Raw genomic sequence first — 25,366 nt, 5'->3', positions numbered from 1 at the left:
ATCAATCCCAGACCACGTCGAGACGGGGCGGTGAACGGAACATCGTGCCGCTCACATAGGGCGGCGGGGCGTCGGGGTCGAGCCGCAACCCCGGCAATTCGTCGAAGAGCGCGTTGAAGAACTTGGTGCTCTCCAACCGGGCCAGATGCATCCCCAGGCACAAGTGCGCACCGTGGCCAAACCCGATGTGCGGCTTGCGTTCCCGGAAGATATTGAAGGTTTCGGGGTCCGGCCAGCGCGTCTCGTCGTGATTGGCGCTGCCCAGGTTCACCATCATCGTCGATCCCCTCGGGATGTCGAGCCCGAAGAACTCGGTGTCAGTGGTGACCTCCCGGATGAAATTCAGCAGCGGCGTCTCCCACCGGATGCCCTCCTCGATCGCCTGGGGCAACAGGGTGCGGTCGGCGCGAACCGCGTCGAGTTGGTCGGTGTGGGTCAACAGGGCCAGCGCGAGGCTCGCTGTCGATCGCGACGTGGTCTCCGCTCCGGCGGGCAGGAGATTGCGCATGAATCCGTAGATTTGCTCGTCCGACATTTTGACGCCGTCGATCTCGGCCCGCGACAGGATCGTCACCATGTCGTCCTTCGGCGACTTGCGCCGGTCGGCCAGCACGCCGATGAAGTACTCCTTCATCTCCGCCGACGCCTTCATGGCGGTCTCCATGTCGGCGCGAAAGCCCAGCAGGTCGATGGCCAGCCGGTGAAACTCCCCGATGTCGGACTCTGGCAACCCGAGAAGGGCCGCGATGATCCGGACCGGGATCGGCATGAACACCGCGGCCACCAGATCGGCACGCTTGTCATCACGAATCCTCGCGATCGTGCGATCCACGAGGGGCCCGACGAGTTCGGTGTCCCAGCGCTTCATCGAGGACTTCGCGAAGGCGAATTCGTGCAACCTGCGGTACGTCGCGTGCTCGGGTTCCTGCATCTCCAGAATCGTCGGACCCTGCAGTGGCCGCACCATATCCTCGTAGACGCGGGTGCTGAACGTGACGTTGTCGGTGAACACGGCCTTGACGGCGTCGAACGAGTACGCGGTGAAGGTCTTCTTGCCGCCGGGTCCGTCACACGGAACCCCCATCTCCGGCCAGCCCGGGTGAACGGGCGCCTTCTGCCGCAGTTCGCGCAGCAGCGGGTACGGGGTCGCGTCGCCGTCGGCGCCCATGCCGGCGTTGAACTTCTCCTGCGCCTCGCGGATGCGCTGCTCGATGTCGTCGTCAACCCTCGACTCCACCACGTGCCACCTCATAAGCCCGTCAACCTACATATTGTCGGTTGCAAACCTACATGATGTAGGTTGAATGTACCAGAAGGCTTACATCGCGAAACCGCAACCTGGAGCGTCCGATTGGTTACTCGAGTCGTGCAGTGGGCGACCGGCGCCGTGGGCCGGGCCGCGCTCCGAGAGCTCATCGAGAATCCCCGTTATCAACTGGTGGGGGTCCTGGTCTACGACCCGGCGAAGACAGGACTCGATGCGGGCGCGCTGTGTGGTCTCCCGCCGACGACCGGCGTGATCGCGACGGCGGACAAGGACGCGATCGTCGCACTGGGCGCCGACGTCGTCGTGCACACGGCCAGCAAAGCACACGCGATCGAAACGAACGCCGAGGACATCTGCCGCCTACTCGCCTCGGGTAGCACCGTCATCACTACGACGTCGTATAACCATTTGCCGACCTATGGGGCGGAAACGGAGTCCGCGTTCGTCGAGGCGTGCCGACAAGGTGAGTCGCGTTTCCATGCTGCCGGCGAGAACCCCGGGTTCATGTTCGAGCGACTGGTCGCCACGGTGACGGGGCTGAGCAAGACGATCGACCGGATCGACCTCTATGAGGCAACTGACGTTTCGGCCGTGGACAGCCGGCCGATGCTGGTCGACCTGATGGGCATGGGGAGACCGCCGGAAGACGTCAGCATCGATTCCCCGATCATCAAGAAGCTCGATATGGCGTACCGCCAGGCGCTCAACGCCACGGCCGACGTCCTCGGGATCACCCTGTCGCGCATCGACGTGGCGGTCGACGCCACCACCCTGCCGCACGACATCGAGGTACCCGCCGGCACTATCGAGGCGGGAACGGTTGTCGGGCAGAGGTTTTCCTGGGTCGGGCACTGGTCGGGCCGTCCGCTGCTGGCCATTCACGAGGAGTGGGTCCTCACCCGCGACCTCCCCCAGTGGGGCATGGCGCCGCTGGCGCCCGGCGAGAAGGCGCCCCTCATCCGCGCGGTCATCAAAGGCGAGCCGAGCTTCGAACTCCAGCTCGACGTGGGATTCGACGGCACGGCGCAACCCGGTCAGCACGCCATGCCGGGCCACCTGATGATCGCGATGGGCGCGATTCGCGCGATTCCGTATGTGCTCGCCCAACCGCCCGGCATCGTGACCGCGGCGGTATTCGGCGCGATCCAACTAGCGTGAGGCGCGCGCGACCGCGCGGGCAATGTGGTCGCTCGGCGCCGCGTGGAAGACATGCGCACTGCCGTCCGGCAGCACCCTGCGGGCAATGAGATAGTCGGATCCCATCCAGCCCTGCCGGATGAACCGACCGAACCGCAGGAACGTCCCGGGAGCGCCGCTGGCCGACGGGATCAGCTTGACCTGCTCGAGCCCGTTCTTCACTCCCTCCCCGGTGAGCGGGCGTGCCGCCGCGAGGCCGCGCACGATCACGGTCGCCGCGTCGTGCGACAGGCCCGGCATCGAATGACCAGGCCGACGACCGTATCTGGCTTCAAAGCGGTCCAGGAAGGCCTGACCGACGGTGTTGCGCTCGTCGTAGCTGTCCAGGCCGATCCAGCCGGACAACTGCCGCCTCCATTCCGCGTTGATGTGCGCCATTTCGAAGGCCGTCGTCGTGTACCGCGGGGGGTCCCAGCCGGCGGCCAGCAGCGCGTCCGTGAACCCCCACAGGCCATGCCCGAACCCGACGTGCACCAACGCGTCGGGCTCCGACGCACTCAGCGCGGCGACCGCTTTGGCCTTGTCGGCCTCCACCTGCGGAATTGCCACGGTCGCAACGACCTTCAAGCCGGCGGCGTCGTAGGCTCGTTCGGCGAAGGCGAGGTACTCCTTTCCGATCAGTGACGACTCATAGGCGATCGCGATCCTCGACCGCCCGTCCCCGATCATCACCGCCGCCAGCATCACCGGCTCCTCGGCCATCGAGCCGTTGTTCAGCGCAAAGCACCACTCTCCGAGCGCACCCTCGGACCCCGACAGGGTGACGATCGGAACGCGAGCCGTGGCCTCGACATGGGAGCGCAGCGGCACCACGTTGTCCGATACCCACGGCCCGTAGATGGCCAGACATCCCTCCGCGACCAGCTCGTCGAAGGCACGTTCGACCGCGAGGTAGGTGCCGTTCGGCAAGCCCACCACGTTTCGGGTGACGAGTTCGATCGGCCGGTCGATCAGCCCGGAGGACAACGCTTCATCCATCACCAGCCGCAGGGCGTCGATGCTGTCGTTGTCCGTGTCGCCGGAAGTCGGATAATCGTTGAGCAAGCCGACTTTCAGGGGAGCGACCGAACCGTACGCGCGAACGCCGTCGTCTGCCATAGCGGCAACATACCGGATGAAGGTTGTGTAATCGCCACCGTACGGAAACAATGATTCGCGAAACTGCATATTCGGCTTCCGGAGTGCTCGCTCCCGTCTGGCCTCACGCGAAGGGGACACCATGACGCTCACATCACCACTGGAATCGAGCGTGTCGGCGGCCGAGAAGAAATATCGCGTGATCCAGTGGGGCATGGGCAATGTCGGGACCTTGGCGCTGCGCCACTTCGCCCACAATCCCCTCTATGAGGTGGTCGGAGTGCTCTGCAACCGCCCGGAGAAAGTTGGCAAGGATGCGGGCGAGCTGGTCGGGGTGGGGCCGATCGGCGTGCTCGCAACCACGGACAAGGCCACCCTGGAGGGCCTTGACGCAGACTGCGTGTTCTACGCGCCCCTCTGGTCGGACGTCGACGAGATCTGCCGACTGCTGCGCGGCGGAAAGAGCGTCGTCGCCTCGGGTGGGGCCTGGTGGCATCGGACGGAAACCAACAGCGCCGACATCGACAAAATCGAGGCGGCGTGCCAAGACGGTGGAACGTCGTTCCACGGAGGCGGCATCCACCCCGGCTACGCGGCGGACCTGCTCGTCCTGACGCTGGCCCGGATCGTCGGCAAGACCGACCACATCCACATCTACGAGGCGGTGAACTTCAACAAGGACACGCTGAAGTACTTGGACGAGATGGGATTCGGAAAGACACCGGACGAGTTCGCCAAGGGCAATCTCTTTCAAGATGCATGGTCGTTGTTCGCGCAATCGCTGACGATGGTGGTCGAAGGCTTGGGCAAGAGTGTCGACAAGTTCACGACAGACGTCGAACTGGGCCTGGCCACCCGCGACATCCCGTACGAGGGCACCGCGGACATGGACATGCCCGGCCTGCGAGGTGTGATCAAGACGGGCACCGTCGCATCCCAACATCACCTCTGGACGGCGTGGGTGGACGGCAGGCCGTTCATCACCTTGCACGAGCTCTACTCGTTCATCGAGCACGACGCCATCGACCCGAGGCCCGATTGGGAACCGTATTACCACTACCGCGTGGTGATCGACGGTGACCCCGGCACCGAGCTCATCCTGCGCGGCAGCCCGCAGGCGCGCGAGCACGCGAAGCCCGGTTACATAGGCTACGCATGGACCGCGATGGAGCCCGTGAACTCCATCCCCGCCATCTGCGATGCGCCGCCGGGTTTCAAGTCGCACGCCGATCTTGGACTCATGACGGTTCGCGGGATCGTGCGCTGAGGCGGCACGTCCCGACGCTCAACATTCAAACTGAAGGTTGCTACGATCGTCGGCATGGCGAAGCGTGGCGGGGCGGACGAGGATCGACGCGCCCGGGGCGAGCAGACCCGTCGCGACCTGATCGACGCGGGTCGCGAGCTGTTCGTTGAACACGGGTTCTTCAACACGAGCATCAGCGACCTCGTGACGAGGTCGGGCGTCGGGACGCGCGGCGCCTTCTACCACCACTTCAAGGACAAAGCCGAGCTCTTTCGAGCGGTATTCGAAGACGTCGAAAACGATCTCACCCTCCGGTCCATTGCCGCTCCCCCGCCGGGCGCGGACGCCTGGGAACGGCTCACGCGTGGATTGCACGGATTCCTTGAAGCCGCAATGGAACCCGCGGTGCAGCGGGTGATACTTGTCGACGGACCGGTGGTGCTGGGCTGGCAGACCCTGCGCGAAATCCAGAATGGCAACAGCATCGCCCTGATCAACGAGGTGGTCCGCGAGGCGATCGCCGAGGGCACCATCGACGATCAACCCGTCGGGGAACTGACGCACATGCTCATCGCCGCGCTCGAGGAGGCCTCGCTGCTCGTCGCGCACTCCGCAAACCCCAAGAGCGCGCGTCGCCGGGCCGCCAGGATCCTGGACCGGCTACTGCTCTCGTTTGCCGTCGAGCCGCACGCGACGCCGCGGCGCTGAGCGTTGCCGAAGTGTGGAGGCCACGTCCGTCACCAGTGGAAATGAATATTTCCAGAAATCGAAATAGTTACTCTGCCAATCTGATAGTCTCGTTCTCAACCTCTGTGCAAGGAGACTCATGCAGCCCGAAGACATGATCTTGGTCAGCGTCGACGATCACCTCGTGGAGCCGCCGAACCTGTTCGAGGGCAGGCTTGCAAGCAAGTACGCGGACGCGGCGCCCCGGGTCATCCGCCGGCCCGACGGCTCGGAGGTGTGGACTTTCAACGACGCCATCATTCCCAACATCGGGCTCAACGCTGTGGCGGGACGCCCACGCGATGAGTATGGCGTCGAGCCGACCGCTTTCGACGAAATGCGGCCCGGGTGCTACGACATTCATGAGCGCATCAAAGACATGGATGCGGGCGGCGTGCTGGGATCGATGTGCTTCCCGTCCTTCCCCGGCTTCGCGGGCCGGCTGTTCGCCACCCACACCGACAAGGACCTCGCCCTCGCCGTCACCCAGGCATACAACGACTGGCACATCGACGAATGGTGCGGCTCGTATCCCGGGCGCTTCCTGCCCATGGGGCTGCCCGTGCTGTGGGATCCCGAATTGTGCGCCAATGAGATCCGCCGCAACGCCACCAAAGGCTGCCACTCAGTCACCTTCACCGAAAACCCCGCGACGCTCGGCTTCCCGAGCTTCCACGACGAGTATTGGGATCCGATGTGGCGGGCGCTGTCGGACACCAACACGGTGCTCTCGGTCCACCTGGGGTCCTCCGGCAAGATCACGATGACCGCCGACAACGCGCCCGTCGACGTAATGATCACCCTGCAACCGATGAACATCTGCTCGGCGGCCGCCGACCTGCTGTGGTCCCGCGTCATCAAGGAGTTTCCCGACGTCCGCTTCGCACTTTCCGAGGGTGGCACCGGCTGGATTCCCTATTTCATCGACCGCCTCGACCGAACCTACGAAATGCATCACCTGTGGACCGGCCAGGACTTCGGAAACAAACTGCCCAGCGAGGTGTTCCGGGAGCGCTTCCTGACCTGCTTCATCGCGGACCCGATTGGCGTCAAACTGCGCCATGACATCGGCATCGACAACATCGCCTGGGAGTGCGACTACCCGCACTCCGACTCGTCGTGGCCCGCGGCAGCCGAGGAGCTTGCCTTGGTCATGGTTGACCTCCCCGACTACGAGGTCAACAAGATCACGTATGAGAACGCATGCCGTTGGTACTCATTCGACCCGTTCCGGCATCGCACCCGAGAACGATGCACGGTCGGCGCCCTGCGCGCCGAAGCCGGTGACCACGATGTCGAGATCCGTAGCTTCGACCACGGCCGGTTCGAACGCACCGCGGGCGCGACCCTCGGCACTATGAGCGCCAAGCTCGATGTCTGACAACGGACAAAGCCCGCTGCGGGTCGCTGTCGTCGGTGCCTCCGCCGGACTCGGACGATGCATCGGCATAGGGCTTGCCCAGCGAGGCGCACATGTCGCGCTGCTGGCGCGGCGATACGACAGGCTGGTCGATGCCGCCGGGGAAGCCGGCAACGGCGCGGTGGCCGTCGCCTGCGACGTCACCGTAGCCGACGATTGCCAGACGGCGATGTCCGAGGTGGTCGGAGCGCTCGGCGGGCTCGACGCCCTGGTCTACACGACCGGCATGGGTGTGCTCGCGCCGCTGCGCGAGGTGACCGCGGAACAGTGGGCGCAACTGTTCGCCACCAACGTCACCGGCGCCTCACTCGTCACCGCCGCGGCCGCGCCCCATTTGGCCGCGGCGGCGGGCGGTGCCGTTTACCTCTCGTCGCTCAGCGCGTCGTACACGACGCCGTGGCCGCTGCTCGGCGCATACGCGGTGTCCAAGGCGGCGCTGGACAAGCTTGTCGAGGCCTGGCGCATCGAGCATCCGGAGATCGGCTTCACCCGTCTGGCCGTCGGCGACAGCCTGGGCGGCACCGGCGACGCGCAGACTGAGTTCAACAAGGCGTGGGACCCCGACGCCCTGGAAGCGGCTATCAGATACTGGATGGATAACAAATACATGCTCGGCGGCCTCGTCGACGTCGAGCACCTGGTTGACGTTGTCGATTCCGTTATCCGTTGCGGCAAAAGCAGTTTCATCCCACATCTGACTCTGGCCCCACGCGCCTCTGATGCAGTGAAGGAGCTTCGGAATTGGTGAACCACGAACCGCGCATGCTCATCGACGGCAAGCTCGTCGAGTCCGTATCCGGGCGGCGATTCGACAACGTCAATCCGGCGACCGAGGAGGTGCTCGGCACCACCTGCGACGGCACCCACGCCGACATGGAACGCGCCATCGCTGCGGCACGGCACGCGTTCGACAACGCGGCGTGGTCACGCGATGGCGAGGCGCGGGCCGCCGGCCTGCGGCAGCTGCAGGCGGCGCTGGAAGCCGAACGTGAGGACTTACGCGGCGAGCTCGTCGCGGAGGTCGGCTGCCCCGTGCTGTCCACCTACGGACCGCAGCTCGACGTCCCCCTCCGCGAAGCGCTCACCTGGCCTGCGGACATGATCGGTGAATTCGCTTGGGAACGGCCGCTTCCCGACAAGGACGCCTTCGGCCTGGGCAGCCTGACGGCCCGCGAAGTCTGGAAGGAGCCGATCGGAGTCGTCGGTGTGATCACGCCCTGGAATTTTCCTTTCGAGATCATCCTGAACAAGATCGGCCCCATCCTGGCGATGGGTAACACCTGCGTGCTCAAGCCCGCCCCGGACACACCGTGGAACGCCACCAGAATCGGCCGCATCATCGCCGAACACACCGACATCCCGCCCGGGGTCATCAACATCGTCCCGTCGTCCGATCATTCCGTCGGAGAGGTGATTTCGACCTCGCCACTGGTAGACATGGTGGCGTTCACCGGCTCGACCGCTACCGGCAGGCGCATCATGGCGGCGGCCGCCGAGACCATCAAGTCCACCTTCCTCGAACTCGGGGGCAAGTCCGTCTACCTCGTCCTCGACGAGGAGGGAGACATCGGCGGCGCGGTCGGCGGCAGCGCCTTCATCTGCATGCACGCCGGGCAGGGCTGCGCGATGCCCACCCGACTGCTGGTCCCCAACTCGCGCTACGACGAAGCGGTCGAAATCGTCAAGACAGCGATGGAGAACAACAAATACGGTGACCCCACGGACCCGTCGGTGCTGCAGGGTCCACTTGTCTCCAAAAGGCAGCATGACCGCGTGCTCGGCTACATCGAGAAGGGTAAGCAGGAAGGCGCCCGACTGGTCACCGGCGGCGGGGTGCCCAAGCATCTCCCCAAGGGCTATTACGTCGAGCCAACGGTATTCGCCGACGTCGACAACAAGATGACGATCGCCCAGGAGGAGATCTTCGGGCCGGTGCTGTCGGTCATCGGGTTCGACGGCGACGACGACGCCGTGCGCATCGCCAACGATTCGATCTATGGCCTGTCGGGCGTGGTGTTCGCCGCTGATCTAGATCGCGCGAAATCCGTCGCACGCCGGATCAGAACCGGCACCCTGGGCATCAACGGCGGACTCTGGTACGGCGCGGACGCGCCGTTCGGCGGCTACAAGCAGTCCGGTGTCGGACGACAATGCGGCATCGAGGGGCTCGAAATCTTCACCGAGACAAAGACCGTCGGCTGGCCTGCCGCCTGACTCCCAACTGAAAGAAGCGACAATGAAGTCCAAAGCAGCGGTGTTACGCGGCGTCGGTATCGATTGGGAAGTCACCGACGTCGAGCTCGATCCTCCGCACGCCGGCGAGGTTCTGGTCAAGATGGCCTACGCCGGCATCTGCCATTCTGACGAGCACTTCTACACCGGCGACAGTGTGCCGACGGCCGAGATGGAAGAAATGATGCGGGCGTCCGGCATTCCGGTACCCGAATGGTTCCCGATGCTCGGCGGCCACGAGGGCTCGGGTGTCGTTGAAGAGGTCGGTCCCGAGGTGAAGACACTCAAACCTGGCGACCATGTGGCGATCTCGTTCCTGCCTGCTTGCGGTAGCTGCCGATGGTGCGCCACCGGGCACACGTACCTGTGCGACATTGGCTCCGACATTTACAGCAAGGCAATGACCACCGACGGCACCCGGCGACGCCACCTCGGCGACGAGGATCTGATGGCGATGATGCAGGTCGGCACGTTCTCCGAGTACGTGGTGGCGTCCGAGCGTTCGCTGGTGAAGGTGAATGACTGGATCCCCTTGGAGGCCGCATCCCTGGTGTCCTGTGGTGTGACAACGGGATTCGGCTCGGGATCCGTCGCGGCAGGCACGGGAGCGGGTGACACCGTCGTGGTGATTGGTGTCGGCGGGATCGGCATGAACGCGGTGCAGGGCGCGAAGGTCGCGGGCGCCAAGCACATCGTCGCCGTCGACCCCAACGAATTCAAACGTCAGATCGCGCCGACGTTCGGCGCAACCCACACCGCCGTCGATGCCGGTGCGGCGGTCGAACTTGTCAAGGAGATCACCTGGGGAGTCATGGCCGACCGCGTCGTTCTCACCCCCGGGGTGGTGCCGGCCGACCTGATCTTTACGGCGATGATGTTGTTGCGCAAGGGCGGAACCTGTGTGCTGACCGGGATGGCCAAGATCACCGACATGATGGTCCCGATGATGCTCGGCGACATGGTCAACTCGTGCAAGACCTTCAAAGGGGCGCTCTACGGCGAGATGAACCCGCGCGAAGCGATGCCCAAGCTGCTATCGATGTACGAGGCGGGCCTGATCAAGCTCGACGAGTTGGTCACGCAGAAGTACAAGCTCGACGACATCAACGCGGCCATGAAAGACCTTCGCGCCGGCAAGAACATCCGGGGCGTCATCGCTTTCGAGTAGTTGGACGGCGACGGGGAGCCGATGGGCCCGCGCATGCCGCGCGTTGCGAAGCAAGCACCCGACCCCTAAAAGCTGCCATTGACTAATGTCACCATTTGGTATTGACTTCCCGGCATGGCGGACGGTGTTCCGGCCCGCGGGTCATTGCGGTCCCGCGGCGCGGCAGCGGTAAGTGCTTACACCCTGCGGCCCGTAACCGGCCTGCTACCGCCCGAGCGGGCGTGGGGCCTGTGGCTGTCGCGCCAAATCGTCGCCCGGATCATGGGCACCTTCGGGCCCTCACTGGCGGGCACCCGAGTCGAACACGTCGACACGAGGCTGCCGGACGGTCGCCGGGTCAAGGGCGAATGGGTTTACGGGCCCCGCACGCCGACAAGTGATACCGCGCGGTCGTCCACCTCCGCGGGCGCCGTCTACTACGTGCACGGCAGCGGCTTCGCCGTGTGCTCGGCCAAGACGCACCGCCGGTTGACATCCTGGCTGTCGTCACTGACCGGTCTGCCGGTGTTCGGCATCGATTATCGACTCGCGCCCCGCCACCGCTTCCCCACCGCGGCCGACGACGTGCGCTCGGGCTGGGACTGGCTGGTGAACTCGTGCGGTTTGTCGCCGAAAGGGCTTGTCGTCGCCGCGGATTCGGCGGGCGGCCATCTGGCCGTCGACATGTTGCTGCAACCCGAGGTGGTGGCCGATCACCCCGCCGCACTGACGTTGTTCTCCCCGCTGTACGACCTCAGCTTCGAGTTGTGTCTCGCCCGAGAACGACTGCGCCGCGATCCCGCGATCCGGGCGGCCGACGCGGCCCGCCTGGTCGGCATGTATCACGCCGGCGTCGATCCCGCGCACCAGCGGTTGACGCTCAACGTCGCCGGCGGCCCTCCGCTTCCCCCGACATTGATCCAGGCCGGGGGCGCGGAGATGCTGCAAGACGACGCCCGTCAGCTCGCCGCCGACATCGAAACCGCCGGCGGCCGTTGCGAACTGCAGATCTGGCCACACCAGGTGCACGTCTTTCAGGCGCTGCCCCGGATGATGCCCGAAGCCGCCGCGGCCATGGGCTACGTCGCGCGCTTCGTCACCCACGCGTTGCAGGATGCACGCGTCACAACGCAGGAGGTGCGCTGAGCGATGCTGGACAGACTGCTGGGCAGGCCGAAGACCAGCCGCGGTGCGTCCGCGGTGGTGACCGGCGCCGGAAGCGGCATCGGGGCGGCCTTCGCCATCGAACTCGGCCGCCGTGGCGGCAGGGTCGTCTGCAGCGACATCGACGAAGCGGCCGCCCAACGGACGGCCGACGCGATCACCCAACTGGGCGCCAGTGCGACGGCGATCCGCTGCGACGTCTCGCACTTCGAGGACGTGCGGGCGCTGGCCGGGCAATCACAGGCCTGGTTTTCCGGATGCCCGACGCTGGTGATCAACAACGCCGGCGTCGGCGCCGGCGGCGCGGCCATCGGTGATACGCCCCTGGACGATTGGGCATGGACCATCGGAATCAACCTGTGGGGCCCCATTCACGGCTGCCACGTCTTCGCACCGATCCTCCGGGAGCCGTCGCCCGCCCCCCGCGGCATCATCAACGTCGCGTCGGCGGCGGCGTTCGGCGCGGCGCCGGGAATGGCCCCCTACAACGTCAGCAAGGCCGGCGTGCTGTCACTGTCCGAGACCCTGGCCGCCGAATTGGCAGGCACCGGCGTGCGAGTAACCGTGCTGTGTCCGACCTTCGTCAAGACCAACATCGTCGAATCCGGCCGCATCAGCGAGGAATCCAGCGAACTGGCCAACAAGCTGATGCGCTGGACCGGATTCTCGGCGGACAAAGTCGCGCGGATCTGCCTGGACGCGCACGACCGCGGCGACCTCTACTGCATGCCACAGCTCGACGCCAAAATCGGCTGGAGCATCAAACGCCTGGCACCACACGCCTATACACGTGCGGCCGGTCTGGCCTCGCGAATCAACCTGCCCTGACCAATGCAAAGGAGCTCCCAGTGGCCATCGACATGGAAGCCATGCTCGCCAAGATCAAGGACCGCCAATGGGCGCTCGCCGACATCGATTGGGACGCGCCCGGCGCCGACACCATCCGGGAGGAATTCCGGCCCAAGCTCAAGGCTTTCATGGCCGACCTGTGCTGGATCGAGAACGTGGGCGCCCGCGGATTCGCGGCCCTGGCCAAGAAGGCGCCCAACCCGACACTGGCCGAGATCTACCGGTACTTCCACGCCGAGGAGCAACGGCACGCCAACGCCGAGATGGCGCTGATGAAGCGCTGGGGCATGCTCGACGACGGCGAAGTTCCCAAGCCGAACGTCAACATCCGGCTCGCCATCCAGTGGCTCGACGCCTACTCCGACGACATGCCGTTGTCCGTGCTGGGCACCGTGATACCGATGCTGGAGGTCGCCCTCGACGGCGCGTTGCTGAAGTTCTTGCTCGACACCGTTGCAGACCCGGTGTGCCATCAAGTCTTCGAGAAAATCAACAACGACGAATCACGCCACATCGCCGTCGATTTCGCGGTGCTCGACATGATCGGCCACGCGAGGGCCCGCAAACTTGCCATCGAATTCGTCGGGACAGTCGCGTCGCCGGGCGTGATCGTCGGCACCCTGATGTATATCCCGCTGCTCAATCGCGTCCGCAACGAGATGGCCGGCATGGGCATGGAGCCCGAGCGCCTCTACAACGCGGTCAAACGCTTCAAGCAGCTCGGCGAGCGGGGTGAGCGCACCTCGCGGGTGCCGGCATACCAACTGCTCAAGCGACACGCCGCGATGGTCGTCAACCCCGCCCACCCCTACCACCTGCTGGCCAATTCGATGGTGTGGCTGTCGGACCGCTATCCCAAGCCGTTGCTCAAACCCGTGCCCAGCTGGTTCAAGGAACTCACCTACCGGCCGGCGGCGTGATGATGGCCGCCGACCGCGCCCACGCGGTGCTCGTCATCGGTGCCGGCTTCACCGGACTGGGAGCGGCGATCCGGTTGGCCGACGCCGGGGTCGACGACGTCGTGATCCTGGAACGCGGCGACCGGGTGGGCGGAACCTGGCGCGACACCACCTATCCCGGCGCCAGCTGTGACGTGCCCTCGCTGCTGTATTCGTATTCGTTCGTCAAGAACCCGAGCTGGTCGCGTACGTACTCCCCCGCCCCGGAGATCTGCCGCCATCTCGAGGACATGGCGACCAGATTCGACATCCGTCGCCACATTCGATTCGGCCAGGAGGTCAGCGGTCTGGCCTTCGACGAGAACAGCGGGGTGTGGACGGCAACCACCAAAGGCCGCAAGCGATTCCGCGCGCGCACCGTCGTGCTGGCCTCCGGACCGCTGTCGGACGTCAGGTTCCCCGACATTCGCGGCCTGGACAGTTACCGCGGACACAAGATTCACAGCGCCCGCTGGGACCACGACTACGACTTCTCGGGCAAACGGGTCGCCGTCATCGGTACCGGCGCCAGCGCCATTCAGATCATCCCCGAGCTGGCGAAGCGGGCCGGGTTGGTCAAGGTGTTCCAACGCACGCCATGCTGGGTGTTGCCGCGCCTGGACGTCGCCACCCCGCCCGCCCTGCAGACCCTCTTCGCCAAAGTGCCCGCCGCCCAGCAACTTGCGCGGCAGGCGTTGTTCTGGGGCCACGAGGCCAGCGCCACGGCCCTGGTGTGGGACACGCCGCTGACCTCGTTGGCCGCCCGGCTGGGGCGGGCGCATCTGCGCGCTCAGGTGAGGGACCCGTGGCTGCGCCGCCAGCTGACGCCGGACTTCCGCCCGGGCTGCAAGCGCATGCTGGTCTCCAGCGACTACTACCCCGCCCTTCAGCGCGAGAACTGCAAGCTCATCGACTGGCCGATCGCCACCCTGAGCCCGGTCGGCATCCGCACCAGCGACGGCATCGAACATCACCTGGACTGCATCGTGTTCGCCACCGGCTACGACGTCCATCTGACCGGACCGCCCTTCCCGGTCACCGGCCTGCGCGGCCGCTCGCTGGGTGACGAATGGGCCGATGGCGCACAGGCTTACAAGAGCATCAGCGTGCACGGATATCCGAATCTGTTCGTCATGACCGGGCCCAACTCCGGGCCTGGCCACAACTCGCTGCTGGTCTACATCGAGGGTCAGCTCGAGTACGCGGTTCGCGGCATCACCGCCATTCTCGACAACGACCTGCGTTATCTCGATGTGCGCGAAGAGGTTCAGCGCCGCCACAACGACAGCCTGCAGCGCCGCCTCACGAAGACGACGTGGATGTCCGGTTGCCGCAGCTGGTACCTGACCAAGGACGGATACAACGGGTCGATGTACCCGGGTTTCGCGACGCAGTATCTTCGCCAGATGAAAGATTTCCGCTACGGGGACTACCAAGCGGTGGCGCGCGACTCCACGCCGCTTGCCGCCGCGTCGGGCTGACGCATGGCACCCGACCGTTCTTCGAGACCCGAACCCGGCACCATCGCCAGCGTGCTGCACAACGTGCGGCGCGCGCCGAGGCGCGTGCGGCGCCAGTCGCGGGAGTACCGGCAGTTGATCGAGACCGCGGTCTCACAACTGTTCGACGCAGCGGTCCGCCACCCGCAAGGTGCCCCCGCGTCCGGTGAGTACCGGATCGACGACCTGGCGCGGCTGGCCGGCACGACCACCCGCAACATCCGGGTCTACCGTGACCGCGGGCTGCTTCCTCCGCCGTTGCGCGTCGGGCGCATCGCCCTGTTCAACGACACGCACCTCACCCGCCTGCGGCTGATCACCTCGATGCTCGACCGCGGATACAACATCGCCCACGTGCGCGAAATGCTCAGCGCCTGGGAAGAAGGCAAGAACCTGGGCGACGTGCTGGGCCTCGAGACGGCGATCGTGGGCACCTGGACGACGGAGAAGCCTGAGACCATGCCGCTGGCCGATGCGCAGCGACTCGTTGACGACCCCGAAGCGTTCGACCGCCTGGTGGCGCTGCAGGTCATCCGGGTCGACGGGGCGAGAGCCACCGTCACCCGCCCCAAACTGATCGAGGCGTTCAACGAAATACGGGGCTACGGCGTCAAATTGGAGAAGCTCGTCGACTTACACGAGCAGATCGTGCCCGAAATAGACAAGATCAGCGACATGCTGGTGCGCGCCGGCGCCGAGCATGTCCTGGACCGCATCAAGCCGGGGGAACCCTTGCCGGCGGATGCCGAGATCGCCGAGCTGATCACCATGCTGGTGCGCTTCCGGACTCAGGCCGTGGCAACGGTCGCCGCCACGCTCGCGTCGTCGATCGAGTCGAATATCGAGTCACTGGTGAGCCGCATACTCGCCGATTACCTCGAGTCCAACGCGACCGCCGACTGGGCCTGAGCGGGGCCGGTCCCGGGGGTAAGCCCCCTGACCGTCGGTTTGCGGGTCGAATCGGAAACGCTACGCGATCAGTCGGGGCCGGTGAGCGAGAGGACGCGCCGTCGGCCCGCCCTGGCTCACCGGATCCCGCGCCTCTCGACGATTGGCAAAGCCGTAGATGATGCCCAACTGCGGGGTGGACACAGCCGCTAGCTTGCCGAGAAACAGAAACCAATCTTCCTTGAAGCGGTCGATACGTGCGCTAAGCATGGGACTTCCTGATCTTCACAATATGAGGGGCATGCAGGAATTCCCCGCCCAGCCGGGGTTCAAACTCCCCAATCAGGCGAAGCGCCGGAGTTCAGTCCTCAGCCAAGACGCGCTCGGAGGGCGCAGCGGCTTAGATCGCCCGCCCCCGGCGGAACTGACACATTTCGAGCGCAGCGAACGCTGCCGTCAGGCTGCTGGGACAGGAACCCCGCGCACCCGGACCTCGTCAGTGGCCGCTCAAGGTCAGCGTGCCTTCCGTTTGGAGCACCTTGCTGGCCGTGATTCGTTCGGTCTTGCGGGCCTCACGCTCGAGATAACGCTGCTTGGACTCCTCGAACTTGTCGGAGGCCTGCTCGAGCTCCTTGACCAACACGGCGAGATCGTCGCGCATCCGCGCGGCGTCGCCGGTGAAGTCTTCGCGTTCGAAGATGCGCCACTTCCTCAGCACGGGCATCACCACCTCGTCGAGGTGGATGCGCGGGTCGTAGACGCCGCCAACGGCGATGATCACTGCCTTACGCCGGAACTCCGGCACCGTGAATCCCGGCATCTTGAAGTTGCGCAGGATCTTGTGGACCGACTTCATCGCCTGGTTCGGGGCGATGTCCAGACCCGCCGCGCTGACGTCCCGGTAGAAGATCATGTGCAGGTTTTCGTCGTGCGAGACTCGGGCCATCAGCTGCTCGGCGATCGGTTCTTGCGAGGCCTTGCCGGTGTTGCGGTGGGAGACCCTGGTAGCCAGTTCCTGAAACGAGACGTACATGACCGAGTCGAACAGACTCTCGGCAAACATGTCGCCCTGCTGATTCTGTCCCGGGCTGAAGCCCCGAGTCATTTGCTCGAGCCGCAGCTGCTCGAGCGCCACCGGGTCGACGGCGCGGGTGACCACAAGGTAGTCGCGCAGCGCGGTGCTGTGCCGGGCCTCCTCGGCCGTCCACCTGTTGACCCACTGACCCCACGGGCCGTCCATGCTGAAGTTCATCGCGATCTCGCGGTGATAGGACGGCAAATTGTCCTCGGTCAGCAGGTTTTGCACCATCGCCACCTGCGCGACGTCGGGGAGCCGGCTCTGCCCGGGTTCCCAGTCCTGACCGTCCAGCGCGTAGAAGTTCTTGCCGTCCGACCACGGGACGTAGTCGTGGGGATTCCACTCCTTGAACATCGAAAGATGGCGGTTGAGCAGGCCCTCGACCACAGGCTCGAGCTCGTGTAGTAGCTGCAGATTAGTCAGGTCCTCGGACACGAAGCCCTCCAGTTATGTGTGCCGTCCAGTAACGCGCAATGTATCTGTGTCATTGGGTTACATAAAGATGACACGCGGGAAACTCGACCAACTAGGGCCAAAGGTCCCTACGCCGAGGGACGCCGCTCACAGCGCCCTCGACCGACCGGACGGGCTACTGCCGCGCAACCAGATAGGGCGCGAGTGTGGACAGCTTTTCGCAGGTCTCTTCGAATTCACGCTCGGGGGTGGACTCTTCGATGATGCCCGCCCCCGCGCGCAACCACGTCCTGCCATCGCGCTCGTATGCCGCCCGCAGCGTCAACGCCGCGTCCAGGCCGCCGTCGGCCGAAAACATCACGACCGCTCCGGAATACAGGCCGCGCGGACCCTCGTCGAGGCGCAGGATCGCTTCGACGCCGCCCGCTTTCGGGATGCCCGACGCGGTGACGGCCGGGAAGAGCGCTTCCAGCGCGTCCATCCGGTCGTTCGACGGGCCCAGTCGCCCGCTGACCGTGGAGCCCAGGTGCTGCACGCTGCCGCGTTCGCGCACCGTCATGAAGTCGGTGACCACCGCGCTACCGGGTTCGGCTATCTCGGTGATCTCCTGCAGCGAGCTGCGCACCGAGATCGCATGTTCGACAATTTCTTTGGAATTCGACTCCAGGTCGTCGCGGGCCTGCCGGTCGAGTGCCACACCGCGACCCAGCGCGCGGGTGCCCGCCAGGGGCTCGGTCAACACGATGCCGTCATCATGGACCGCCGCGACCAGCTCGGGGCTGTAACCGACAGCGCGAATTCCCCCCAGACGCAACAGGAATGACCGCACCGGGGTGTTGTGGCGGCGACCGAGCCGATAAGTCGACGGGAAGTCCAGGGGGAAAGGCACTTCCAGCGAACGGGACAGGATCACCTTGTGGTAGCGGCCCCCCGCGATCTCGCGGACGGCCGATGCCACCCGGTCGCGATAGTTGGACGGGTCGGCGATGACGTCGACGGGGCGCGCCTGGCGCACCTCGGGCATGCCGTCGCCCAACAGGCCGAGAACCATGTCGCGATGCGCCGCCGTCGCGCCCCAGAGCTGGACGTGCTCCCGGGTCACCACGATGCGAGTGCGCGGCCAGAACACGCGGGCCAGCGGGGTTCCCGGCGACAACCGTTGCTCCAGCCCGTACCGGTAGACGCCGAACTCGAAGGCGATCCAACCGAAGAGCTGGTCGGTCTCCAGCAACAGCCTGTCAATGGCTTCACCCAGGACCGGCCCGGGCCGCCCCGACCACCGTTGGCGCTGAGTCACGCCGTCCCGGACGACCCGCATCTCGTCGCTGTCCAGCTCGACCATCGCGCGCACGCCGCTGGCGAGTACCCATTGACCGCCGCGCTCGTAGACCAGGTACTCCTCGCCGGCTTGTTCGGGCAACCGCGTGGCGAGCTCGGCGGCCAGGTCGGCCGGGTGCACGTGTGCGGGAAGTGGAATCGGCGATGACGTGGAGCCGGCGGAACTCGTCTGAACGCTGACCTCGGTCACGGTTAGTAAATGTAGCCTAACCTATCTAAGGACGCGCAAGCTGTCCCAGCCGCGGCCCGGCATATTCGCTCCGTCCTGCCGAGAACTTCGTCAAGCCGGGGCGGCGGCCCGTCCCCGCTCGTGCCGCACCTCGATCCCACGCCGGCCCGCCGACTCTGCCAGTTAGCGCAGGTACACGGGACGCGACGACCCGCCCGGTCGGAGCCCTGCACGGCCCATGCGACGTGACCTCGCCTGAACTCCGGGCGAGATCGTGCGAACCCGCCGGCCGGGAGATTTAATGGGAGGCGGCAGGCCCCAGCGGCGTGAGTGAAGGAGTGGCGGTGAATTCCGGCGAGCACGATCGTGCCGATTCGAAAGCGACGTCATGTTCGTGATCCGGCTGGCGAACGGCGAAGAGATCCAGGGCAGCGAGAGTGACGGGCTTGAAATCAATCAAGAGACCGGCGTGCTCACAGTCTCGAGGGTCGACGGCTTCGAGGAAATCACCACCTATTACTCGCCGATGGCATGGCTGTCGGTGACACACCGCAAGAAGGGCGTCGGGGTCAGGCCCTCGGTAATTTCGTCGGCCCGCTGATTCCTGTGCTAGCCACACAGCAAATGCACAGCATATTCCCACCAAACCCACGCCTGCGGTGTCGGTGGCCCGCGGCCGGAAGGCAGTCGGCAGAAACCGTCTGAACAGCGCTTTTACCCTTCATCGGCGCGTCGGCATCGATTCGACACGCCTGTACTTCATGCTTTGCATTCGAGTGGCGGTTTGACATCGCCGGGGATAGGTTTTCCACGGTCGTCGGGATGTTCGTGGTGGCTCCGCTTGCGGACGGTGCTTTCCCTGATCACCGCACTCATCGAGGAAGGCATCAAATGCTGCAAGAGTTTTGGCAGAACTTCACCCACAACCTGTTCAAGCCGCTCCTGCTGTTCTTCTACTTCGGCTTTCTCATTCCGATCCTGAAGGTGCGCTTCGAATTCCCCTACGTCATCTATCAGGGCTTGACCATGTACCTGCTGCTGGCCATTGGTTGGCACGGGGGTGAAGAGCTCGCGAAGATCAGCGCCGGCAGCATCGGGATGATCGTCGGCTTCATGGTTTTGGGATTCGTGCTGAACTTCGTAATCGGCGGCATCGCCTACCTGCTGCTGAACTGGCTGACCACCCTCCGGCGAGTCGACCGAGCGACCGTTGCCGGCTATTACGGGTCAGACTCAGCGGGAACGTTCGCCACCTGCGTGGCCGTGCTGACGGCCGTCGGCATGGCCTTCAACGCGTACATGCCGGTCATGTTGGCCGTCATGGAGATTCCCGGCTGTCTGGTGGCCCTGTATTTGGTGGCGCGGCTGCGTCACCGCGGGATGGACGCGGCGGGGAACATGGTCGACGAACCGGGCTACACAGCGCCGGTGCGGGTTTCGGTCGGGCCGGGCACCGCGGCCAAGCCACCGCACGGCCAGAGCCTGGCGGCCGAGCACGAGCGCGGCATCGAAGAGGAGCTGGAATTCTCCCTGGAAAAGCTCGACCACCCGGACTGGGAGCCCGACCAGAGCACTGCCGGCCCGGCGCGCAAGCGGGCGCCGATCTTCTCGCGGGAGCTGTTCCAAGAGGTGTTCCTCAACCCCGGACTTGTCCTGCTGATGGGGGGCATCATCATCGGCCTGGTCAGTGGGCTACAGGGGCAGAAGGTGGTCGCCGACGACGACAAGTTCTTCGTCATGGCGTTCCAGGGCGTGCTGTGTCTGTTCCTGCTCGAGATGGGCATGACGGCTTCCCGGAAGCTGAAGGACCTGCGCAGCGCCGGCCCCGGGTTCATCGTCTTCGGCCTGTTGGCCCCGAATATCTTTGCCCCGCTTGGCATCCTGGTCGCGCACATCTACTCGTCGCTCACCCACGCCGACTTCAAGCCCGGCACCTATGTGCTTTTCGCGGTGCTCTGTGGCGCCGCGTCCTACATCGCCGTCCCGGCGGTCCAGCGGCTCGCCATCCCGGAGGCCAGTCCCACCCTGCCGCTTGCCGCGTCGCTCGGCTTGACGTTCTCCTACAACGTCACCATCGGCATCCCGCTGTACATCGAGGTCAACCGGCTGATCGCCCACTGGTTCTAGTTTCGCCAACCACGCGGTCGCGCAGGCCGGTGAATCATGGTGGGCGACAGTTCGTTTGACGGGCCGCGCCAAGGTCCCAATCGGCCACTTGTTAATTGTTCGTAAAGACGCGATGGTCGGCTCGCTCAAGCCCGCGAGGTTCCACTAAGTTCAGGGGCGCCGCGAGTCGCCTGCTGCCACCCGCCGGGCTGTACTGCGTCGCCAGGAGGCGCCCATGCTTCAAGAGATGTGGCAGAACTTCATCCACAATCTGTTCAAGCCGCTGCTGCTGTTCTTCTACTTCGGTTTCCTCATTCCGATCCTGAGGGTGCGGTTCGAATTCCCGTACGTGATCTACCAGGGTTTGACGATGTATCTGCTGGTGGCCGTCGGCTGGCAGGGTGGCGAAGAGCTGGCGAAAGTGAAACCCGCCGATATCGACAACATCGCCGGATTCGTCGCGCTGGGCTTGGTGCTGAACTTCGTGATCGGAGTGCTCACCTATGTCTTGCTGAGGTACCTGACGCGGCTGCGACGCGTCGACAGGGCGACGGTCGCCGGTTACTACGGGTCGGACTCGGCGGGCGCCTTCGCCACCTGCGTGGCCGTGTTGACCAGCGTGAAGATCGCCTTCGACGCCTACATGCCGGTTCTACTCGCGTTCATGGAGATTCCCGGCTGCCTGGTTGCCCTATACCTGGTGGCCCGGCTGCGACACCGCGGGATGGACGAAGCCGGGTACATGCCGGACGAGCAGGGTTACACCGCCCCCGCAAGGGTAGGTCCCGGCGCTGCCGCCCAGGCCGAGGGCGTTGACGACGGGGTCGAGCGCGGAATCGAAGAGGAGCTGGAGTTCTCGCTGGAAAAGCAGGAGCACGCGTGGTACGGGAACACCCCGCAGCGCGAGAAGGCACCGCTGATGTCACGGGCGATATTGCAGGAAGTGTTCCTCAATCCCGGCCTCATCCTCCTCGTCGGCGGCATCGCCATCGGCTTCATCAGCGCGCTGCAGGGCCAGAAGGTTGTGCACGACCAAAACGAGCTCTTCGTTGCGGCGTTTCAGGGCGTGCTCTGCCTGTTTCTGCTCGAGATGGGCATGACGGCGTCCCGCAAGTTACGGGATCTGAAGTTGGCCGGTGGCGGGTTCATCGCCTTCGGCCTGTTGGCGCCCAACCTGTTTGCGGCACTTGGCATCCTGGCCGCCTACGCCTACGCCAACCTGACCGACACGCACTTCCAGCCGGGCACCTACGTCTTGTTCGCGGTGCTGTGCAGTGCGGCGTCCTACATCACGCTGCCCGCGGTCCAGCGGCTGGGGATCCCAGAGGCGAGCCCAACCCTGCCGCTGGCGGCCGCGCTGGGTCTGACCTTCTCCTACACCGTCACGATCGGGATCCCGCTGTACATCGAGATCAATCGCGCAGTCGCGCATTGGTTCCCGAACAGCTGAGCACTACCCCAACACGGTGCGCACCACGGCGTCGGCCAGCAGGCGGCCGCGCGGCGTGAGGATGAAGCGATCTGCGTCGGACACCAGCAACCCGTCGGCGACCGCGCCTTCGGCCCGCGCCCCCTCGGCAGAATTCAGCACATCGCGCGGAAGGCCCTGTCGCAGACGGGTTTTCAGTAGTACGTCTTCGGTGTGCAGGGCGTCGGAATCGAGCCGCTCGAATCCCCCCACCGGTAATACGCCGGCGGCCAGCTTTTCCGCGTAGGCGTTGGGGTGCTTGACGTTCCACCACCGCGTGGCACCGACATAGCCATGGGCCCCCGGTCCGGCGCCCCACCACTGGCCACCATCCCAATAGCCGAGGTTGTGCCGGCATTCGCCGCCCGGCCGCGCCCAATTGGACACCTCGTACCAACACATTCCGGCTTCGGAAAGCCGGGCGTCGACCAGCTCGTAGCGGTGCGCCAGGATGTCGTCGTCGGGGGCGGCGAGCTCGCCGCGCCGGACCCGTCGGGCCAGCGCCGTGCCCTCCTCGACGACCAGGGCGTAGGCGGACACGTGATCGACGCCGGTGTCGATCGCCGTGTCGACCGAGCGCAGCAGATCGTCGTCGGATTCCCCCGGCGTTCCATAGATCAGATCGAGGCTTACGTGTTCGAAGCCGGCGTCCAAGGCCTCTCGGGCGGCCGCCGCCGATCGGTTCGGCGTGTGAATGCGGTCGAGAACCCCCAGCACTCGCGGGGACACCGACTGCATGCCGAGCGAAACCCGCGTGTAGCCGGCCGCGCGAATGGCGTCGAAAAAGTCCGGCCAGGCGGACTCCGGGTTGGCCTCGGTGGTGATCTCGGCATCGGGCGCCAGCGTGAAATGCTCGCGCACCATCTCCAGCACCGACGCCACGCGGGCGCCACCGAGCAGTGACGGCGTCCCTCCCCCGACGAACACCGTGGTCACGGTCGGCCCGGGCAGACGCTCTGCCGCCAGCTCCAACTCCGTCCGCAGCGCCGCAAGCCAGGCATCGGGATTGACACCGCCCAACTCGGCCGGCGTGTAGGTGTTGAAATCGCAATAGCCGCAACGGGTTATGCAGAACGGGACGTGAATGTAGATCCCGAACGGCCGCTCGGGGACGGGCTGGAGGTCGGGCAGCTCGACGGCTTCCTCGCGAAGGGCCATGCCAAATCATCCCACGGTGTGCGGTACCCGGCCGCGGCGTCGATCCACCGTGCCCGCGCCGATGTCGGCCGCACACGCTTTTCCTGGGTTTTCTTACCCGCGCGACCAGCTTAATCGGGAATTCCGCTCATCGTGAGCCGATGTTTGACCTGGTTACATCGCCGGCCGACGGGCGTGGCACAATGGTGGCGTGACCGTCGCTCAGCCCAGCCTTCGCATTGCGCTCGTGGCTCGTCGGCACATTGATCTCAAGCGTGTTTGCAGCTGTTGCTGTCTCCCTTGATGTCGTAGACCCGCCCACCTGTACGTCCAGCTGGCATCGGATCTGCGCCGCCGATACCACCGGTGAGCTGCGCTTTCATGCCTGCGATGTTCGAAGGAGACCTCCGAGATGACCACAGCCCGTCCCGCCAAGCCCCGTAACGAGGGCCAGTGGGCGCTGGGAGATCGGGAACCGCTCAACCCCAACGAAGAGATGAAGCACGCCGGCGCCCCGCTCGAGGTGCGCGAACGCATCGAGAACATCTACGCGAAGGCCGGCTTCGACAGCATCGACAAGAGTGACCTACGCGGCCGCTTCCGCTGGTGGGGGCTCTACACCCAGCGCGAACAGGGCTATGACGGCACCTTCACCGGTGACGAGAATGCCGATCTGCTGGAAGCCAAGTACTTCATGATGCGCGTGCGCTGCGACGGTGGTGCCCTGTCGGCCGCGGCGTTGCGCACGGTCGGCCAGATCTCGACGGAGTTCGGCCGCGACACCGCCGACATCTCCGACCGGCAGAACGTACAGATGCACTGGATCGAGGTCGAAAACGTCCCCGAAATCTGGCGGCGGCTCGCCGGGGTGGGACTGCAGACCGCCGAGGCGTGCGGTGACTGCCCCCGCGTGATCCTCGGTTCGCCGCTGGCCGGCGAGTCGCTCGACGAGGTGCTCGACCCGACCTGGGCGATCGACGAAATCGTGCGCCGCTACATCGGCACGCCGGACTTCGCCGACCTGCCGCGCAAGTACAAGACGGCGATTTCGGGTCTGCAGGATGTCGCGCACGAGATCAACGACATCGCCTTCATCGGCGTCAACCATCCCGAGCACGGGCCCGGCCTCGACCTGTGGGTCGGCGGTGGTCTGTCCACCAACCCGATGCTGGCCCAGCGGGTCGGCGTCTGGGTGCCGCTGAACGAGGTGCCCGAGGTCTGGGAGGCCGTGACGTCGATATTCCGCGACTACGGCTACCGCCGGCTGCGGTCGAAGGCCCGGCTGAAGTTCTTGATCAAGGACTGGGGCATCGAGAAATTCCGCGAGGTCCTCGAAACGGAGTACCTCAAACGGCCGCTGATCGACGGGCCGGCCCCCGAACCGCTCAAACATCCGATCGACCACATCGGGGTTCAGCGGCTCAAGAACGGGCTCAACGCGGTCGGGGCGGCGCCGATCGCGGGGCGGGTCTCGGGGTCCATCCTCTCTGCGGTGGCGGATCTGATGGACAAGGCGGGCTCGGACCGGGTGCGGTTCACCCCGTACCAGAAGCTGGTCATCCTCGACATCGCCGACGACAAACTCGACGAGGTGCTCGCCGGGCTGGAGGCGCTCGGGCTGCAGACCAGACCGTCCCATTGGCGCCGGAACCTGATGGCGTGCACAGGGATCGAGTACTGCAAGTTGTCGTTCGCCGAAACGCGCGGAAAGGCCCAGGTCTTGGTGCCGGAGCTGGAGCGCCGGCTCGAGGACATCAACTCCTCGCTCGACGTGCCGATCACGGTCAACATCAACGGTTGTCCGAACTCATGCGCCCGAATTCAAGTGGCCGATATCGGCTTCAAGGGCCAAATGGTGGACGACGGTCACGGGGGCTCGGTCGAGGGCTTTCAGGTGCACCTGGGCGGCAGCCTCGGGCTGGACAGCGGATTCGGGCGCAAGCTGCGCCAGCACAAGGTGACGAGCGACGAACTGGGCGACTACATCGACCGGGTGGTAAGGAACT

Annotated in this window: 22 protein-coding genes; 17 read left to right on the top strand and 5 right to left on the bottom strand. The window is 65.4% G+C overall.

Annotation, left to right across the window (positions count from 1 at the left end; genetic code table 11):
• Position 1 precedes the first annotated feature (1 nt).
• A complete protein-coding gene (locus tag A5704_RS22840; protein ID WP_231969221.1) occupies positions 2–1,168 on the bottom strand; it encodes a cytochrome P450 in 1,167 nt (388 codons plus the stop codon).
• 198 nt (positions 1,169–1,366) lie between these two features.
• Between A5704_RS22840 and A5704_RS22835 the strand changes: the two genes are divergently transcribed.
• Entirely contained in the window at positions 1,367–2,425 is a 1,059-nt protein-coding gene (locus A5704_RS22835; RefSeq protein ID WP_067747585.1) for a dihydrodipicolinate synthase, read from the top strand.
• Here A5704_RS22835 and A5704_RS22830 read toward each other — a convergent pair.
• Positions 2,417–3,562: an ABC transporter substrate-binding protein gene (locus A5704_RS22830; RefSeq protein WP_067747583.1), complete on the bottom strand. Its 1,146-nt coding sequence runs from the start codon at positions 3,560–3,562 to the stop codon at positions 2,417–2,419. The two genes, A5704_RS22835 and A5704_RS22830, sit on opposite strands and share 9 nt — an antisense overlap.
• A gap of 121 nt (positions 3,563–3,683) precedes the next feature.
• Between A5704_RS22830 and A5704_RS22825 the strand changes: the two genes are divergently transcribed.
• From A5704_RS22825 to A5704_RS22775, 11 genes are all read left to right on the top strand, one after another.
• On the top strand, positions 3,684–4,808 hold the full coding sequence (locus tag A5704_RS22825; RefSeq protein ID WP_067747581.1) for a dihydrodipicolinate reductase: 1,125 nt from the start codon (positions 3,684–3,686) through the stop codon (positions 4,806–4,808).
• Positions 4,809–4,862: 54 nt separating this feature from the next.
• Entirely contained in the window at positions 4,863–5,495 is a 633-nt protein-coding gene (locus A5704_RS22820) for a TetR/AcrR family transcriptional regulator (RefSeq protein ID WP_067747579.1), read from the top strand.
• A gap of 118 nt (positions 5,496–5,613) precedes the next feature.
• Positions 5,614–6,894, top strand: coding sequence for an amidohydrolase family protein (locus A5704_RS22815; RefSeq protein WP_067891222.1), 1,281 nt, complete (start codon positions 5,614–5,616; stop codon positions 6,892–6,894).
• On the top strand, positions 6,887–7,681 hold the full coding sequence (locus A5704_RS22810; protein ID WP_067747575.1) for an SDR family oxidoreductase: 795 nt from the start codon (positions 6,887–6,889) through the stop codon (positions 7,679–7,681). Before A5704_RS22815 ends, A5704_RS22810 begins: the two co-directional genes overlap by 8 nt.
• A gap of 14 nt (positions 7,682–7,695) precedes the next feature.
• Positions 7,696–9,147 carry an aldehyde dehydrogenase family protein gene (locus tag A5704_RS22805; protein WP_067747660.1) on the top strand — a complete coding sequence of 484 codons (1,452 nt, stop codon included), beginning with the start codon at positions 7,696–7,698 and terminating at the stop codon, positions 9,145–9,147.
• 22 nt (positions 9,148–9,169) lie between these two features.
• A complete protein-coding gene (locus tag A5704_RS22800; protein WP_067747573.1) occupies positions 9,170–10,333 on the top strand; it encodes an NDMA-dependent alcohol dehydrogenase in 1,164 nt (387 codons plus the stop codon).
• A gap of 114 nt (positions 10,334–10,447) precedes the next feature.
• Complete coding sequence (locus A5704_RS22795; protein WP_082954940.1) at positions 10,448–11,458, top strand: alpha/beta hydrolase; 1,011 nt, start codon at positions 10,448–10,450, stop codon at positions 11,456–11,458.
• Between the two features lie 3 nt (positions 11,459–11,461).
• Positions 11,462–12,304: an SDR family oxidoreductase gene (locus A5704_RS22790; RefSeq protein ID WP_067891219.1), complete on the top strand. Its 843-nt coding sequence runs from the start codon at positions 11,462–11,464 to the stop codon at positions 12,302–12,304.
• A 20-nt stretch (positions 12,305–12,324) separates the two neighbouring features.
• The gene (locus tag A5704_RS22785; RefSeq protein WP_067747569.1) at positions 12,325–13,245 is read left to right on the top strand and encodes a reductase; all 921 of its coding nucleotides are present in this window, start codon (positions 12,325–12,327) and stop codon (positions 13,243–13,245) included.
• The gene (locus A5704_RS22780) at positions 13,242–14,744 is read left to right on the top strand and encodes an NAD(P)/FAD-dependent oxidoreductase (RefSeq protein WP_067747567.1); all 1,503 of its coding nucleotides are present in this window, start codon (positions 13,242–13,244) and stop codon (positions 14,742–14,744) included. The genes A5704_RS22785 and A5704_RS22780 overlap by 4 nt, the downstream gene beginning before the upstream one ends.
• 3 nt (positions 14,745–14,747) lie before the next feature.
• Entirely contained in the window at positions 14,748–15,671 is a 924-nt protein-coding gene (locus A5704_RS22775; protein ID WP_067747565.1) for a MerR family transcriptional regulator, read from the top strand.
• A 475-nt stretch (positions 15,672–16,146) separates the two neighbouring features.
• Here the strand turns inward: A5704_RS22775 and A5704_RS22770 are convergent, their stop codons facing one another.
• Together A5704_RS22770 and A5704_RS22765 are read right to left on the bottom strand one after the other, a co-directional pair.
• Complete coding sequence (locus tag A5704_RS22770; RefSeq protein WP_067747563.1) at positions 16,147–17,163, bottom strand: acyl-ACP desaturase; 1,017 nt, start codon at positions 17,161–17,163, stop codon at positions 16,147–16,149.
• Between the two features lie 154 nt (positions 17,164–17,317).
• Positions 17,318–18,670 carry a salicylate synthase gene (locus A5704_RS22765; protein ID WP_067747561.1) on the bottom strand — a complete coding sequence of 451 codons (1,353 nt, stop codon included), beginning with the start codon at positions 18,668–18,670 and terminating at the stop codon, positions 17,318–17,320.
• 367 nt (positions 18,671–19,037) lie between these two features.
• Here A5704_RS22765 and A5704_RS22760 point away from each other — a divergent pair, with 367 nt between their 5' ends.
• From A5704_RS22760 to A5704_RS22750, 3 genes are all read left to right on the top strand, one after another.
• Complete coding sequence (locus tag A5704_RS22760; RefSeq protein ID WP_067747559.1) at positions 19,038–19,250, top strand: hypothetical protein; 213 nt, start codon at positions 19,038–19,040, stop codon at positions 19,248–19,250.
• Positions 19,251–19,540: 290 nt separating this feature from the next.
• Positions 19,541–20,776 carry a sodium-dependent bicarbonate transport family permease gene (locus tag A5704_RS22755; protein WP_067747557.1) on the top strand — a complete coding sequence of 412 codons (1,236 nt, stop codon included), beginning with the start codon at positions 19,541–19,543 and terminating at the stop codon, positions 20,774–20,776.
• A 214-nt stretch (positions 20,777–20,990) separates the two neighbouring features.
• On the top strand, positions 20,991–22,205 hold the full coding sequence (locus tag A5704_RS22750) for a sodium-dependent bicarbonate transport family permease (RefSeq protein ID WP_067747555.1): 1,215 nt from the start codon (positions 20,991–20,993) through the stop codon (positions 22,203–22,205).
• Positions 22,206–22,208: 3 nt separating this feature from the next.
• Here A5704_RS22750 and hemW read toward each other — a convergent pair whose 3' ends face one another.
• The gene (hemW, locus tag A5704_RS22745; RefSeq protein ID WP_067891216.1) at positions 22,209–23,381 is read right to left on the bottom strand and encodes a radical SAM family heme chaperone HemW; all 1,173 of its coding nucleotides are present in this window, start codon (positions 23,379–23,381) and stop codon (positions 22,209–22,211) included.
• Positions 23,382–23,571: 190 nt separating this feature from the next.
• Here hemW and A5704_RS29875 point away from each other — a divergent pair, with 190 nt between their 5' ends.
• Both A5704_RS29875 and A5704_RS22740 read left to right on the top strand, forming a co-directional pair.
• Positions 23,572–23,664: an Ms4527A family Cys-rich leader peptide gene (locus tag A5704_RS29875; RefSeq protein WP_368664890.1), complete on the top strand. Its 93-nt coding sequence runs from the start codon at positions 23,572–23,574 to the stop codon at positions 23,662–23,664.
• Between the two features lie 108 nt (positions 23,665–23,772).
• Positions 23,773–25,366, top strand: a 1,594-nt coding sequence (locus tag A5704_RS22740; RefSeq protein WP_067891213.1) for a nitrite/sulfite reductase, incomplete at its 3' end; no start/stop codon positions are given.

The organism is Mycobacterium sp. E735, assembly GCF_001666955.1.
Classification (GTDB): Bacteria; Actinomycetota; Actinomycetes; order Mycobacteriales; family Mycobacteriaceae; genus Mycobacterium.
The sequence above is the reverse complement of the archived record's forward strand: the minus strand, read 5'-3'. Positions and strand labels throughout refer to the sequence as shown.

What these genes read in the sequence shown, in the direction of transcription:
- A5704_RS22840 (WP_231969221.1), bottom strand. Translation starts at nt 1,168, where the DNA reads ATGGGCGCCGACGGCGACGCGACCCCGTACCCGCTGCTGCGCGAACTG.
- A5704_RS22810 (WP_067747575.1), top strand. Translation starts at nt 6,887, where the DNA reads ATGTCTGACAACGGACAAAGCCCGCTGCGGGTCGCTGTCGTCGGTGCC.
- A5704_RS22790 (WP_067891219.1), top strand. Translation starts at nt 11,462, where the DNA reads ATGCTGGACAGACTGCTGGGCAGGCCGAAGACCAGCCGCGGTGCGTCC.
- A5704_RS22750 (WP_067747555.1), top strand. Translation starts at nt 20,991, where the DNA reads ATGCTTCAAGAGATGTGGCAGAACTTCATCCACAATCTGTTCAAGCCG.
- A5704_RS22820 (WP_067747579.1), top strand. Translation starts at nt 4,863, where the DNA reads ATGGCGAAGCGTGGCGGGGCGGACGAGGATCGACGCGCCCGGGGCGAG.
- A5704_RS22825 (WP_067747581.1), top strand. Translation starts at nt 3,684, where the DNA reads ATGACGCTCACATCACCACTGGAATCGAGCGTGTCGGCGGCCGAGAAG.
- A5704_RS22800 (WP_067747573.1), top strand. Translation starts at nt 9,170, where the DNA reads ATGAAGTCCAAAGCAGCGGTGTTACGCGGCGTCGGTATCGATTGGGAA.
- A5704_RS22815 (WP_067891222.1), top strand. Translation starts at nt 5,614, where the DNA reads ATGCAGCCCGAAGACATGATCTTGGTCAGCGTCGACGATCACCTCGTG.
- hemW (WP_067891216.1), bottom strand. Translation starts at nt 23,381, where the DNA reads ATGGCCCTTCGCGAGGAAGCCGTCGAGCTGCCCGACCTCCAGCCCGTC.
- A5704_RS22805 (WP_067747660.1), top strand. Translation starts at nt 7,696, where the DNA reads ATGCTCATCGACGGCAAGCTCGTCGAGTCCGTATCCGGGCGGCGATTC.
- A5704_RS22755 (WP_067747557.1), top strand. Translation starts at nt 19,541, where the DNA reads ATGCTGCAAGAGTTTTGGCAGAACTTCACCCACAACCTGTTCAAGCCG.
- A5704_RS22760 (WP_067747559.1), top strand. Translation starts at nt 19,038, where the DNA reads ATGTTCGTGATCCGGCTGGCGAACGGCGAAGAGATCCAGGGCAGCGAG.
- A5704_RS22775 (WP_067747565.1), top strand. Translation starts at nt 14,748, where the DNA reads ATGGCACCCGACCGTTCTTCGAGACCCGAACCCGGCACCATCGCCAGC.
- A5704_RS22795 (WP_082954940.1), top strand. Translation starts at nt 10,448, where the DNA reads ATGGCGGACGGTGTTCCGGCCCGCGGGTCATTGCGGTCCCGCGGCGCG.
- A5704_RS22830 (WP_067747583.1), bottom strand. Translation starts at nt 3,562, where the DNA reads ATGGCAGACGACGGCGTTCGCGCGTACGGTTCGGTCGCTCCCCTGAAA.